The sequence below is a fragment of the Microbulbifer pacificus genome, from assembly GCF_002959965.1.
Taxonomy (GTDB): domain Bacteria; phylum Pseudomonadota; class Gammaproteobacteria; order Pseudomonadales; family Cellvibrionaceae; genus Microbulbifer; species Microbulbifer pacificus_A.
Genome location: NZ_PREV01000027.1, coordinates 608,549 through 623,000, shown reverse-complemented (window position 1 = coordinate 623,000; position 14,452 = coordinate 608,549). Strand labels below are relative to the sequence as shown.

The following is a 14,452-nucleotide window of genomic DNA, read 5'->3' as shown; positions in this document are numbered from 1 at the left end:
AAGTCAGGGAAGGAGTTACCGCTCATTGAATATAAGGCGCAGGCGTTAACTTGCGACAAAAACTCAGACACTGATCACAGTTTACGCAACTCAGAAGCTGATAGCGGTGCAACGGGACGTCAGTGAAATATATACCACGCCAAAACGGAACAATTGTCGCAATACCGATCCGGCGTGGTCGCACTGGAGAAGGTTAGATTGTCGTAGGATTTTCCGAAGAAATTGGCGGCTTGGTATATTTTTCGTCCCCAATCAAAAAACGATTGCTCAGAAAATAAAGGTACAAAACCAAACCGCAGAGACAGAAGGTAGTGAGGTACAAAGTCGGCCCCCCCAACCATTCAATCACAATACCACCGACCAACGGCGCGCTCGACCACCCCAGCGTATAGAACGACGTAGCGCCGAAATAACTGCCTCTCAAATGATCGGGAGCCATTCGATCTACCTGGATACTCATTGTCGGAAATAAAATTGTCTCCGCCACACTTACAACGAATGTTGCTCCCAACCAACCGTAGAACCAGTAAACCGGATTGATTGCGAACCAAACCTGCCCTGCGGCAAGAATCAAAATTCCCACAATGACTCGATGATTGACACTCAGTTCCGCCATCAATTTCAACAGTGGAAACTGCAGAAGAATGATGGTCAGGGCATTGACCAGAATCATGCTGGATATCAGCGGTATCAGACCCGGAGCGTTACTCTGCGTGAGATACTGCACCAGGCTGGAATCCATGTGCGCGTAAATGAAAAGCGTGAGGATATTGGCGAGCACAACGATAAGGAAAGCCTTATCCGCCCGCAGAACCCTTAAAGTGGCGCGGAAATTCGTCGAGGGATCTTTTTTCCGTCGTGCCATCAGTCCGGAGTCCGTATAGCTGAATGCCCAGACAAATCCGAGACACAGGAAAAAGTAACTCGCTGACGTCAAACCGAAAGTAGTCTGCTGTGCACTAATACCTGCCCAGACACCGACAACTGGCCCAAGCGCCGCCCCCACATTGATCAGGAAGTAGCGGAACTGCAGCGCCAGTTCACGGCTCTGCTTTTCAGGAATCAGATCACCAAACAATGCGCTGGCCGGTGCCTCCCAAATCGCACGGCCAATAGAGCAAAGTGCGATGGAAAGAACAAAAGTCGACAATGACTCCGCCAACGCCAACAGCGCAAAGGCAAACGTATTGATCGCAGTTCCCAATATGAGAAGGTTGCGCCGACCATAGCGGTCAGACAATGTACCCACATAGAAGCCGAGCACGGTTGCGGCCATGGCGGAAACACTGAGTATCAGACCGATGCTCGTCGGAGTCAGCGCGAATTTTTCATGCAGAAGAATTGCCAGGAACGGCCACACCATAAAGTAGGTTCCACGGCCAAAAAAACTGCCAATCAGAACAATCCATATTAAAGGCGGTAAGCCGTAAAGTGATTGCCACCACTGCCTGTCCATGCCGATTTCTCCCAAATTGACGGCAAAAAAAAACCCGGAGGCAAGACCTTCCGGGTTTTTCCTGGAGGGTCTTGATGACACCCTCCAGAACACTCATTCAGTAATCTGTCAGGTAATCATGCTGCGCACTCGTACGGATACCGCGGAGCACACCATGGAAATATTCAGGTGCTTACGCAGGTGTACCGTCAGCTTATCTGCTGGAATAGCGGATATAGAAGAGTAAGAGATACAGGAGCGCGCACTGGCAGTTAGCGCGGACAGTACACACTGCCATCGACTAACTGAGAAATGGGTACGCAACTTTGGAAAATTCATTTGCATTTGTATCCGGTAATTCCCGAATAGCTCCTGTATCAATCGTGAAGGTTCTTCCACTGTTCCGGCAGCCATCTGCTCACCAGTAGAAAAGAAGGTATCCATCATATCCGACCTGATAATCAGCGCAACAGCTATTTCCTGGTTTATCGTATTTTTGTTCATGGAAACAAAACGGTCATGAAAGCCATGCGGAAAACATCGTTATATGACGGCTTCTATACTGAATCGTGATTCCAGTGAGAGATTGCCTCTGTACTGTTCCTCTCTGAATACCAGTGAATAGGAAGCTGTACCCCATGTCCCATCCCAAAAAGCCAGACATCGCTAAACTCAACCTCCGCGAGGCGGCTCTGTGTGTTGAAACAGACTGCGGATGTTTGAAAGGCAAAATCACCAAATTTAACAAAGGCGCCAATGCCGCCCAGCACGGGGCCATAAGACAATTTCTGGGCATTCCCTACGCAGCCCCTCCCGTCGGGCCATTGCGCTGGCGCCCTCCCATGCCCATGCCCCCCTGGGATCACATACGGCAAGCCACACACTTCGCCATGCCCGCACCACAGAATCCCAACCATTTGTTCGAGATCCGGGGGCCGCACGGGGAGGCGCCGGAAAATGAAGACTGCCTCTATCTCAACATCCATGCCCCGCTTTGCCACGCGCACTCACGGCTGCCCGTCATGGTTTGGATTCATGGCGGCTCCTTCTATCTCGGGTCAGGATGCCAGGTGCTGTACGACGGCCAGCATCTCGCCGGTAGCGGACGAGCCATCGTGGTAACGATCAATTACAGACTCGGTGCACTGGGATTTCTGAGACTCAGCGAGTTCACCGACATACCGGCCACCGGCAATGAGGGTATTCTCGACCAGATCGCTGCACTTCGCTGGATCAAAAAGAATATAGAGGCGTTTGGCGGTGATCCAAACAATATCACCCTGTTCGGTGAATCGGCGGGGGCTATGAGCATTGCCAGTCTGTTTTCCGCACACGATGAGAACAAAGAGTTCTTCAGCGGCCGTCTCTTTCATAAAGCCATTGTGCAAAGCGGTAACCCCGCCGTCTACAGCCGGGTGGAAAATGCCACGGCAATGGCCGAAAGGTTTTGTGAAATTTTATACACTCTGCGTAACGGTAAGCCGCTTAAGCAAACGCCAACAACCCGGGAGCTGCTCAGTGCCCAGGAAATATTACTAAATGATCCGGAAACGGAACGTCGCTGGGGACACCTCCCTTTCAAACCCGTACTGGATGGAGAACTGATTACCCGCCCCCCCCTGGATGCCGTGCGCAGTGGTGCTGGCGCCGATGTCGTCATGATGGTGGGTAGTAATCGCGACGAGTGGAATCTGTTCAGCGCAGCACGACCGGAGTCCCTAAGCCTTGACGAACAACAGATCCGCAGTCATCTGCAGCGGTTTCTTTCAAAAGATCGGATTCAGCCATTATTGGACCACTACCGTCGGCAGGCGGAGTCGCTGGCGGAAAATCCATGGCCTTTATGGAGCAGAGTCTGGAACCTTTTGCTCACTGATATGATTTTCACTGTACCCGGCCTGCGCCTACTTCAGGCACACCAGGGGAAACGCTTTCACTATCACTTTGCACAACCCCTAAGTACCCAACCGATGCTCGGTGCCTGCCACGCCTCCGAACTGGGTTACGTATTTGGTACTCATGGAGATCCCTCGTTGCAGCACCTGTACGGGGGAGAAACAGATGCACATATTCTCAGTGACTCCATGCGCAACGCCTGGCTGAATTTTGCCGAAACCGGAGATCCCGGAGACAACTGGCCCGACTTCGAGCACGGGCGTAGCCGGTATTTCGGCAATCAGGAAGTAGCCGCTATGGATACCGATGCCTTGCAACAGGTATGGAAAATCCTGGATGATTCGAATCTGAATGGCCTTCTCTGAATTCGGGTTGTCGGTGATTCGTCCGCGTTTCGACCTGCTGCCCGATAAACGAGAAAGGACTTAGGGCCCTCAGGCCACCATATGAGACCGATGATTTGCACCAGATACTATTGATTCGTCATGGCGAAGCCGCCAAGTCCTCCACCGACGCCGACCCCGGCCTCACCGAACGTGGCCAGCAACAGGCGGAGGCACTGGCGGACAGGTTGGTCAGGGAGTTTCAGGATGGAGTGGGTGTACGTCTGATCAGCAGTCCGAAAGCGCGCGCCATACAGACAGCTGTTCCCATTGCAACGCGCTGGAAAACACAGATAGTCGAAGACCCGAGTGTCATTGAGATTCCTTCCCCACAGGGCATGCCGCTGAAGGAACGGAGCCGGTGGATTCGCAATCTGCTCAACAGTCAGTGGGACTCCCTTACGCCCACACAGGTTCAGTGGCGTAAAGGCATTACCGATCGACTACGACAACTCTACTCATCCGCAGAGAGAGAGCCATTCCACACTACACTGGTATTCTGCCATTTTATGGTGATCAATTCCGTTGTAGCGGCCATTCGCCATGACCTTCAGGTCGCTCAATTTCACCCGGACTACGCTTCGCAGACTCGCCTGGCTCTCAATGAAGGCAAATTGATAGTGAAGGAACTCGGGCAGGAAAAGAGCTCCGATAACCTGATCCAATAATACGAGGCAGGGCCCAGCGGGCCCGCCCGTAACCACTTCCGCGAATAATTGCGTCAATCCCGCCCGCGGCAATCAACTCTGATCGAGACTTTTACTGACCACCTCATACAGATCCCGAGAAAGGGTTCCGCTATCGGAAATCCGCAGCAAAGCAGAATGAATCTGGCGGGACTCCTGCTCGCGGTATTTTTTCCAACGGGTCAGCGGCGTAACCAGACGTGCGGCAATCTGCGGGTTGAGTTTATCCAGGGCGATGACCTGATCGGCAAGGAAACGGTAGCCCTGGCCATCTTCCCGGTGGAACTGGGTGAAGTTGCGCATGGCGAACCCGGCAATGACGGCACGCACCTTGTTGGGATTTTTCATTTCAAAAGCCGGGTGCTCCATCAACTTCTGCACGCGTTCGAGGGTACCAAATGTTGGACTGCCGCTCTGTAATCCGAACCAGATTTCCACCACCTGGGTATCCTGCTGCCACTGTTGATAAAAAGCTTCAAGAACCAGCTCCGCCCGTTCCCGTGGGCCGAACTCCACCAGCGTGGCGAGCGACGCGGCAGTGTCGGTCATGTTTTCCCCGCGATCAAACTGTGCTTTTGCCAGCATCAGCGCATCTTCATTTCCCGAGGCGCAAAGATAAGCGAGGCAGGTATTTTTCAAACTGCGCTCCGCGATATCTGCGGCGCTGGGAGTATAGGGGCGACACGTTTCCAGAGCGTGGTAGCGAGCGAGGAACCGCTCCCCCAGCGCTGTTGCAACAGCATCACGGAGAAACGTGCGCGCGGCAATGATCGCGGCCGCGTCTATTTTTCCCTCTTGCTCCGCCAGTTCCTGCGCACTGGGCAGCGTCAGCATTTTTGCTACCAGGGCCGGATCCAGAGTCTCATCGTCGAGCACCGCGGCGTAACCGTCGATCAGGGTTTCCGGCACCTGCAGTGTTTCACCAGCACGGTACTGTTGCTGTAAAACCTGCAGGCTGTTCAGAGCCAGACGCTGACAGGCGTCCCAGCGGTTGAACGGGTCGGTGTCATGCTGCATCAGGAACTGCAGTTGCGTGCTGGAATAGTCATAGTGCAGTCTGACCGGTGCGGAAAATCCCCGCAGCAGTGAGGGTACAGGGCGAGAGGCAATACCGCTGAAGGTGAAGGTCTGAGAGGCTTCGGTAAGATGCAGTACCATTTCCACCTCCCCGTTTGCATCGATCGGCTGCGGAGTGCCATCTTCGCCAAGTAATCCCATGGTTACCGGAATGTGCAGGGGCAGTTTATCCTTCTGCCCGGGAGTATCCGGCGTATGCTGCCGAATAGTGAGAAAATATTCTCCTTTTTCCTCATCGAAGGCATCTTCTACGTCGAGCACTGGCGTCCCCGCCTGACTGTACCAGCGGCGGAACTGTGTCAGGTCCGCGCCGCTGGCATCCTCCATGGCCTTGACAAAATCTTCACAGGTTACCGCGCAGCCGTCATGGCGTTTGAAATAGAGATCACTGCCTCGACGGAAGGCTTCCGGCCCCAGGATGGTGTGGATCATCCGCACCACTTCAGCCCCTTTTTCGTACACGGTAAGGGTATAGAAATTGGAAATTTCCATATACGAATCCGGCCGTACCGGGTGAGACATGGGGCCGGCATCTTCGGCAAATTGTGAAGTTCGCAGCAGAATGACATCCTCAATCCGCTTGACCGCCCGCGAGTTCATATCCGCAGAAAATTCCGCATCACGAAATACCGTAAAGCCCTCTTTCAGGCTCAGCTGGAACCAGTCCCGGCAGGTCACCCGGTTGCCAGACCAATTGTGGAAGTATTCGTGGGCAACGATGGATTCGATACGCTGGAACGCGGCATCGGTGGCCGTCTCCGGGCTGGCGAGAACACAGGCCGAGTTAAAGATGTTCAGACCCTTGTTTTCCATGGCGCCCATGTTGAAATGGTCCACCGCCACGATCATGAAGATATCCAGATCGTATTCACGACCGTAGACCTCTTCATCCCAGCGCATGGAGCGCTTGAGCGATGTCATGGCGTGCGCACACTTGCCAATATTGCGGGCCTCGGTAAACAGCTGCAATTTTACTTTACGGCCACTGCTGGTGATAAAGCTGTCTTCCACATGCTGCAGATCCCCTCCCACCAGAGCAAACAGATAGGATGGTTTGGCGAAAGGATCTTCCCAAGTCACCCTCAGGCGGCCGTCTTCCGTAGTGCCGCTATCAACCTTGTTACCATTGGACAACAGCACCGGATAGCTGGGGGGCGCAATGATGGTGGTCGTAAATACCGACATTACGTCAGGGCGGTCGGGGTAAAAAGTGATTTTGCGGAATCCCTCGGCCTCGCACTGGGTGCAATACATGCCGTTAGAGAGATACAACCCTTCGAGGGACGTATTCGCCTCTGGGGCTATACGGGTCTGAACTTCCAGGTCGAATTCGCTTCTATCAACCTTGAGTGACAAGCCACCCGGCTTTTCCTCATAACGCTGAGCCGGGAGAAGTTCACCGTCGAGAGAAACGGAAAGAAGTTCCAGATCGACCCCATCCAGCCATAGTGGCGGCAGAATTTCTCCGTCCTGGGCTACCGCAGGATTGCGCCGGACTTTCAGGTGAGACCTCACCAGCGTGGCATGCGGATCGAGATCAAAGGTTAGATTCGTCCTGTCCACCAGATAGTCCGGAGCCTTGTAATCCTTCAGGTAAATCGTACGCGCTTGGGAATCTTTCATGCACTGCTGTCTCTTTCAGAAATTGGTCGCGGTATCACTTTAATAACCGGCGGCCTGACCGTCCTTTCGGCTTTCGGACGCTCCGTGATAAACGCCATTTTTGTCCTTCATAATGGCCTGGTAGCCGCCATAGGGGCCACTTTCAAAGCGAATCTGATGCCCCATTTGCACCAGCGCACGGCGGGTTTCCATGGGGAAGCCATCTTCCAGGCTGAGGTAGCCGCCGTCTGTCATCAGCTCGTCGGTGGGCTGGCTGGAGCCCGTGTGCAGAATGCGTGGCGCGTCACCCGCCTCCTGGACATTCAGGCCAAAATCCACCATATCAATGATGATCTGTGCATGCATCTGAGGTTGCGTGGCACCGCCCATGACGCCGAAACTCAGCCAGGGCTCGCCGTCTTTGGTGACGAACGCAGGGATAATGGTGTGGAACGGACGCTTACCGGGCTGGTACTGATTGAAATGCCCCTCCTTCAGGCTGAACATTTCTCCGCGATCCTGCAGAATGAAGCCCAGTTCACCGGGGGTCATACCTGAACCCATTCCGCGGTAGTTGCTCTGGATCAGTGACACCATATTCCCGTCTTTGTCTGCAGTGGTGAGGTAGATGGTATCGCCGTGGCGCAGGGCCACTGTACCCGCGTCGTAGCGCTTTGCGGCCTTGTCAGGGTTGATGAGCTTACGGCGTTTTTCCGCATAGGATTTCGAGATCAACTCGTTCACCGGCAGTTTATTGAACGCCGGATCGGCGTAGTATTTCGCGCGATCTTCGAATGCAAGTTTTTTCGCTTCCGTGAACAGGTGAATGTACTCCGGACTCAGACGCCCCATTTTCGCCAGATCGTAGCCCTCGAGAATATTCAGAATTTGCAGCGCAGCGATGCCCTGGCCATTGGGAGGCAACTCCCACACATCGTAGCCACGGTAACTGGTGGATACCGGTTCCACCCAATCGGATTTGTGGCCGGCGAGGTCTTCGTAGGACAAAAAGCCGCCATTGGCTTTCATGTAACGATCGATTTTCCGTGCGATATCCCCTTTATAGAAAGCGTCACGACCACCATCCGCTATTGCCTGCAGGGTATTTGCCAGGCGGGGATTGCGAAACAGCTCACCTTCCCGTGGCGCTCGACCACCGGGCATATAGGTTTCACGGAACCCCGGGTATTTTTCCAGCAGCGGTACGGAGCGGTTCCAGTAGTAGGCTACCAATTGGGTAACCGGAAAACCGTTATTGGCGTACTGGATTGCCGGAGCGAGCAAATCTTTCATCGGCAGCCGGCCGAATTTTTCATGCAGCTCAAACCAGCCGTCCACGGCGCCAGGCACCGACACGGGAAGAGGACCATGAGATGGAATCTTTTCGAGATTATTGTCGGCAAAATACTGGAATGACAGCGATTTTGGCGAACGACCGCTGGCGTTCAGTCCATGGAGCTTTTTGTCTTTGGCACTCCAGACAATGGCGAACAGATCGCCACCAATACCGTTACCGGTCGGCTCCATCAGGCCCTGGACCGCATTGGCGGCAATAGCTGCATCCACAGCAGTTCCGCCCATTTTAAGGATATCCAGCGCCACCTGAGTAGCCAGAGGTTGGCTGGTCGCCGCCATCCCCTGGGTGGCCAGAACCGGCGACCGGCTGGCGAACCCCTCACCGTTAATGCGGTCATAGGCCTGAACGCCGGTGACCAGCGACAGGGTTGCCACCAGCGATACCGCGACCGTTGCGACAGCGCCTCCGGCCCATCTGGCCTTATTGCGCAAAACTGTCATTTCTAATTTCACAATTTCTGCCCCTGTCGTTATTCTCACAGGCAAGTCTCTACATTTAGTCGCGAATACTCAAGGGCGCCTCTAAAAATCGTAGCAAGCGGGTGGCTGGTGGTGGCCGCAGCGCAGGACGCCATCTCGCGCACAGGAGATTTTTAGAGGTACCCACAAGCTAGTCGCAATTGTTTTATCCCGGCCAATGAGGAATTCGTGCGTTTCTTCCCCCGCGCCCTGAAGATTGTCGCAGGTATACTCTCTGCGCTCTTTCTGGTCTCCAGTCTTGGTTGGATGACCAGACATACATGGATTCCCGCTGTGATTAACAGCCAGCTGGACAGTATGCGCTTGACGGAATTTCAGGGATTGCAACTCTCCCTCTCGGATCACGGGCTGGATATGCGAATCCAGCATCTGCGCCTTGTCACCAGTGACCATCTCTCCGTTGATATCAGCGATATCCAGATCGCCAGAGTCCACGCACTGGTACAAGCCCTACTGAGTTCCGGCATGGAATCCGTGCCGAAATCTGACATCTCGATTGAACATCTAGAAATCGTGTCACCCGAAATGCCGTCCACCGGGGCCGGGAACAATGCCGCCCCCAAAGTGGTACAGGGCGATGCAACGATGAGTCCGCTGTCACCGGAAACTGAGCCAAACAATGGAGAAGAGTCAGCCACCGGCTTTTCCATTGGAGACACACTCAACAGACTGCGCCACTTGCCGATACAAACATTGCGCATCCAGCACATCCTCTGGCCGGGCACCCTGGACAGCGAACTTTCTCTGCGTGCTTCCCAGACTCCGCAGCGCCTCATTCGAGGCGAATTGCTCAGCGCTCGCTGCGATACCTGCCGCCTGGAACTGACCCTTCAAAGCGAGGAAGCGCAGGTAAAACTCGCATCGCAGCTATACAACGGCAGCAAGGCAGCCGTACAACTGGATTCAACGCTGCAAGCAACGACGTCCAGTGACGCCACCACCCCACCTGTTCGCTGGGCGTTGTACGGCAGGTTCCGATTTGCCGCGGATCAGCTTCTGCCGTTGCTGGAACAAACGGGTATATCCGGCGGTAAGTCCGCAGACCTGTTAGCTATCGCACGATCCCTGACCGGAACCGTTGATCTGGCAGTGAATGGAGATATCCAGGACAGGATTACCGGCCCCGAAGATTTTCATGACATCAGTGCCTCAATCGAAGCCCGCGACTTTACTCTTGTACTCCCGGAAGTATTTGCAGGCCTGCCACTCGCGACAGAAATAACCAGTGCACAGCCACTGAAGCTGCACATTCGCTCAATGGTTCCCCTATCAATCGGCTCACTGGAAGGAAACCTGAAAATCCGCGCGGATCTTCCATCAACGTCAAAGGTATCGAAAGTTACTCCGGCTCTACTGACCAGCAGCTTCGAACTGTCTATGGAAGGTAATACCCCCCAAATAGTATTTCGCGGTCAGACCCGTCTGGATGAAGCCTCGCGCCTGTGGAACACGCAGAAGTGGCAGCAGTTACACACTCGAATTCCGGTGACGGAAATGCGGGGAACATCGAGCTTCACCGGCGCATTCACGCTCCCCGGTTTCGATGGGCTATTTGACGAATCCACTGCATTGAAAATTCAGCAGTTCCTGATGGAGATCAGACTGGATGACGAGGCGGAGTTCAGACTGACACTACCGGAAAACAACAACCCACTGGCTGGCATAAACTGGGAAAAATTGCAGGTAAAGATCCGCAGCGGAGAAGCGGTAAAAATTTCGTCCTCTCAGCTCCCCGGTAAAGTGAACCTGGAATCCACAGGAATAACGCTGGCAGTGAACGAGATCAGTAGTTCCGGGGACAGGGAAAATACATCGGGTGTTCAAGGAGAAATTGGCAGGTTCCGCTGCGAAGCGTTACCGCAGGTCGATTGCACCCTGCAACTGAAAGCGACAGTACCGAAACTGGATATACCGGACACCAACACCATCATAGAGGACCTCAACCTGTCACTGGCAGAGGCCCGCATTACCTCCACTGGAAACGGCTCCACGTCGGTAGAACTGGGAGAACTAAACCTCGCCGCAGCTCAGGTTTTATCCGGCGAGATTTCCGTTACCAAGCCGGAACTCTTCGCACAACAGGCCAGATGTCGGCTGGAGAGCGATACACTCTCCTGCCAAAGTCCACAACTGGCTCTGAATCTCGATCCTGTGCGCCATGGAGACAACCAGTTGCGCGGTGTTGTGTTTCTCGAGAATCTGTCGGTTACCCGACTCTTCGACAATCGGCGGAATCTGCATGCGACATCCCGGTTCCGCACAGACAATTTGAACATTCACGCACTGAAAGAATACAAGGCCGGCATCGCCGCTACGGGGCAATGGCAGGTCAACAATCATCAGATATCCGGAAATAGCGATATTACAGCGGGATCGACGGCCATACAGACAACCTGGCAACACAATCTTGAAACGGCCAAAGGCCAGCTAACGCTGAATCTGCCGCAAGTGGAATTTTCCCCCAAGAATACGCTCAGCCGTGCGCTACAGGGGCTGCCGATAGACATCGTTGGCGGTAGCCTGAGCGCAGGAGTCAGCCTGCATTGGCCGCCGTCTGAGAATAACATTCTGAAACTCGCATTCAGAGACACCGCAATTCAGCACAACGACAGTTATGCGGTAGGAATCAACACACAGATTGTGCTTCAGCAAAAAGCCGGCAGCTGGATAATGCCAACGTCGGCCCCGGTTTCGGTGAATTCCGTAGATACCGGTGTCGCCCTCAACAATCTGCACTTCGCGCTATCGTTGGCAGCTAACGGTGACCTCACTCTGGGTAATTTTTCTGCCGAACTTCTGGAGGGTGCGCTTACCGCAGACCGTCTCCGCTGGAATATCAATGGCGAGGAACGCCACTCGAAACTGCAGTTCACCGGGCTATCCATTGGCGCCCTGGCCAGGGAAATGGAGGCCACCAACTTTGCTGCCAGCGGTCTGCTGGATGCCAGAATCCCTATTACCACCGACCGGCAGGGTGTCACTGTAGACAACGGTACCGTGCAATCCAGGCCCCCCGGGGGACGGCTGCGGTACTACGGGGCCTTCTCTCCCGGTATGCTCGGCAGTAACCCACAGCTCAAACTGCTCGCCGGTGCGCTGGAAGATTACAACTACCGGGACATTTCTGGCACCATGAGCTACCCCTTGAGCGGGGACCTGAAATTGAACCTGAAACTCACCGGACGCAGCGCCGCCATTGATGCCAATCGCGATCTGATCATCAACCTGAATCTTGAAAACAACGTTCCGTCTATGTTGAGGTCCCTGCAGGCGAGCCGGGATCTCACCGATGTGTTGGAGCGTCAGGTACAATAAATCGCGCCTACGGTCCAAATACGCCCCCTGCTGCAGAACGCTACCAGTCTGTTCAGTTGCGGTTAATGGGGCAATATCTATAGTAATCATCAACAACTCCCGGGTGACCCGGCTCTGGTTCCAGACAGAGATCTGCAAACCTGAGAAACACAGGAGTATTCAGTGAAACCAGGAACTTTCAAACAGACCGCGGTATGCCTTGCGCTGCTCTTCGGGAGTGCCTTCATGGCCGCCTGTACCCCAACGGTGGCGGTACAGGCACCCAGTGAACCCATCACCGTCAACCTGAATGTCAAGATCGAGCACGAAATCCGCGTAAAAGTGGACAAGGAACTCGACGATCTGTTTGACGACAAGGAGGGGATTTTCTGATGCCACCCGGCAAAAGAATTATCCATACCGTATGAAAGAAGGAGCACAGATCATGTCTGCAAATGTATCCATCAAGAAACTGTTCAATGGCCTGCTGGCTCTGACCCTGCTGATTGCCCTGCCTGCCAGCGCCATTACCCTGAAAGAAGCGCAGTCCCAAGGACTGGTTGGTGAGGCCAACAGCGGCTACATCGCCGCCGTACAAAGCTCCACGCCGGAACTGGAAAAACTGATAACAGAAGTGAACAACAAGCGTAAACAGGAGTACGCCGCCATTGCCCAGCGCAATAATATCGACATAGCCCAGGTCGCCGCCCGCGCTGCAGAGAAGCTCGAATCCCGCCTGAGCAAAGGCGAGTTCTACCAGGACAATCTAGGCCGCTGGCAACAGAAATAACCAGGCTCACAAAAACAAAACCCGCAACACAGGTTGCGGGTTTTGGCTGGGGATCGTCACGGCAAGGATATTCGATATAACCCTGCCGACAGATCAGAGACTACGGATCAAAGGTTGGCAAAGAGTGACATGCCGTCGAGCCCCTGGCTCTCCATAACTTCGCGCAAGCGCTTGAGTGCATCCACCTGAATCTGACGTACGCGCTCACGGGTCAGCCCTATTTCTCGCCCAACCTCTTCCAATGTACTGGCTTCGTAGCCACGCAGTCCAAAGCGACGGGAAACCACTTCACATTGCTTGTCCGGCAATTCACCCAGCCAGCGATTGATACTCTCGAACAGATCTTCGTCTTGCAACAATTCCGCGGGATCGGACTCATGCTGATCGGGAATGGTATCCACCAGAGTCTTTTCGGACGACGGACCGATAGGGGTATCTACCGAGGTAATGCGCTCGTTCAGGCCCAACATCCGCTCAACATCTTCCACCGGTTTTTCCAGCAGGTTGGCGATTTCTTCCGCAGAGGGCTCGTGGTCGAGCTTCTGTGCCAATTCACGGGAAGCGCGGAGATATACGTTGAGCTCCTTGACCACATGAATCGGCAGACGGATGGTGCGCGTCTGATTCATGATAGCCCGCTCAATGGTCTGGCGAATCCACCAGGTGGCATAGGTGGAGAAACGGAAACCACGCTCAGGATCAAATTTTTCCACCGCACGTATCAGGCCCAGATTTCCTTCTTCAATCAAATCCAGAAGTGCCAGGCCACGGCTTACATAACGACGGGCTATTTTTACCACCAGTCGCAGGTTACTTTCGATCATACGCTTGCGCGCAGCAACATCACCACGCAGAGCCTTGCGTGCGTAGTAAACCTCTTCCTCCGCAGTCAGCAACGGAGAAAAGCCGATTTCATTGAGATAAAGCTGGGTTGCGTCGAGGTTCTTGTTTGCGTGGGGGTCGTCCATCCGGCGGATGGGAGATTTCGTTGAGGTGCTTTTTATTGTAGATCTGGGTGAGATAGTTTCGGAGCTTTTCTTGGCCGCTTTTCTCCGTGGGCGGCTGGTTTCTACTTCTTCATCTTCCGATAAGGAATCGTTTTCATCCAATTCCAAAGTTTCATCATAGGAATCATCGGTGTCCATCGAGTCGATTGAGAGGTCGGCTCTGACATCATATTCCAGATGATCACGACGTTGTGCTTCCATTTCCCCAACTCCTTGTACTTTGCCTGTATCAGCCGCTTCGACAGCACGCGATCGCTGAACCGGTCGCTGTCTGACGCGACAGCCTCCGTTCCCGGCAACTCACCTTCGTTGGTGAGCCTTGTCACTGCAGGGCAGTTACTGCCGATCCCGGTGACTACCTCAAGTGGTTATAAATAAAAGTCCATTTTTATTGCGCAACAGCGATACGGCTTACAGATCCTCGCACCCACCAGCTATCCGATAGA

9 protein-coding genes are annotated in these 14,452 nt (G+C 54.0%); 5 read left to right on the top strand and 4 right to left on the bottom strand.

The window, feature by feature from the left end; genetic code table 11:
* Nucleotides 1-193 precede the first annotated feature (193 nt).
* Nucleotides 194-1,537 carry an MDR family MFS transporter gene (locus C3938_RS13380; RefSeq protein WP_233998906.1) on the bottom strand — a complete coding sequence of 448 codons (1,344 nt, stop codon included), beginning with the start codon at nt 1,535-1,537 and terminating at the stop codon, nt 194-196.
* Between the two features lie 536 nt (nt 1,538-2,073).
* Between C3938_RS13380 and C3938_RS13375 the strand changes: the two genes are divergently transcribed.
* Both C3938_RS13375 and C3938_RS13370 read left to right on the top strand, forming a co-directional pair.
* Nucleotides 2,074-3,696, top strand: coding sequence for a carboxylesterase/lipase family protein (locus tag C3938_RS13375; RefSeq protein WP_105103773.1), 1,623 nt, complete (start codon nt 2,074-2,076; stop codon nt 3,694-3,696).
* A 95-nt stretch (nt 3,697-3,791) separates the two neighbouring features.
* Entirely contained in the window at nt 3,792-4,382 is a 591-nt protein-coding gene (locus C3938_RS13370) for a histidine phosphatase family protein (protein WP_158681695.1), read from the top strand.
* Between the two features lie 72 nt (nt 4,383-4,454).
* On the opposite strand, the gene pepN is transcribed toward C3938_RS13370, so the two are convergent.
* Nucleotides 4,455-7,100 carry an aminopeptidase N gene (gene pepN, locus C3938_RS13365; RefSeq protein ID WP_105103771.1) on the bottom strand — a complete coding sequence of 882 codons (2,646 nt, stop codon included), beginning with the start codon at nt 7,098-7,100 and terminating at the stop codon, nt 4,455-4,457.
* A gap of 39 nt (nt 7,101-7,139) precedes the next feature.
* Entirely contained in the window at nt 7,140-8,876 is a 1,737-nt protein-coding gene (gene ggt, locus C3938_RS13360) for a gamma-glutamyltransferase (protein ID WP_233998904.1), read from the bottom strand.
* Between the two features lie 312 nt (nt 8,877-9,188).
* Between ggt and C3938_RS13355 the strand changes: the two genes are divergently transcribed.
* The 3 genes from C3938_RS13355 (at nt 9,189) to C3938_RS13345 (ending at nt 12,999) form a co-directional block, all read left to right on the top strand.
* Nucleotides 9,189-12,230 carry an intermembrane phospholipid transport protein YdbH family protein gene (locus tag C3938_RS13355; RefSeq protein ID WP_158681694.1) on the top strand — a complete coding sequence of 1,014 codons (3,042 nt, stop codon included), beginning with the start codon at nt 9,189-9,191 and terminating at the stop codon, nt 12,228-12,230.
* Nucleotides 12,231-12,392: 162 nt separating this feature from the next.
* The gene (locus C3938_RS13350) at nt 12,393-12,602 is read left to right on the top strand and encodes a YnbE family lipoprotein (RefSeq protein WP_267893044.1); all 210 of its coding nucleotides are present in this window, start codon (nt 12,393-12,395) and stop codon (nt 12,600-12,602) included.
* A 52-nt stretch (nt 12,603-12,654) separates the two neighbouring features.
* Nucleotides 12,655-12,999, top strand: coding sequence for a YdbL family protein (locus C3938_RS13345; protein WP_105104523.1), 345 nt, complete (start codon nt 12,655-12,657; stop codon nt 12,997-12,999).
* Nucleotides 13,000-13,106: 107 nt separating this feature from the next.
* Here C3938_RS13345 and rpoS read toward each other — a convergent pair whose 3' ends face one another.
* Nucleotides 13,107-14,207 (bottom strand): RNA polymerase sigma factor RpoS, encoded by a 1,101-nt coding sequence (rpoS, locus tag C3938_RS13340; RefSeq protein ID WP_233998902.1) that lies wholly within the window; start codon nt 14,205-14,207, stop codon nt 13,107-13,109.
* Between the last annotated feature and the right edge of the window lie 245 nt (nt 14,208-14,452).

Excerpts from the sequence above, each read along its gene's own strand:
- C3938_RS13375 (WP_105103773.1), top strand. The coding sequence starts at position 2,074 with ATGTCCCATCCCAAAAAGCCAGACATCGCTAAACTCAACCTCCGCGAG.
- C3938_RS13345 (WP_105104523.1), top strand. The coding sequence starts at position 12,655 with ATGTCTGCAAATGTATCCATCAAGAAACTGTTCAATGGCCTGCTGGCT.
- ggt (WP_233998904.1), bottom strand. The coding sequence starts at position 8,876 with ATGACAGTTTTGCGCAATAAGGCCAGATGGGCCGGAGGCGCTGTCGCA.
- rpoS (WP_233998902.1), bottom strand. The coding sequence starts at position 14,207 with ATGGAAGCACAACGTCGTGATCATCTGGAATATGATGTCAGAGCCGAC.
- pepN (WP_105103771.1), bottom strand. The coding sequence starts at position 7,100 with ATGAAAGATTCCCAAGCGCGTACGATTTACCTGAAGGATTACAAGGCT.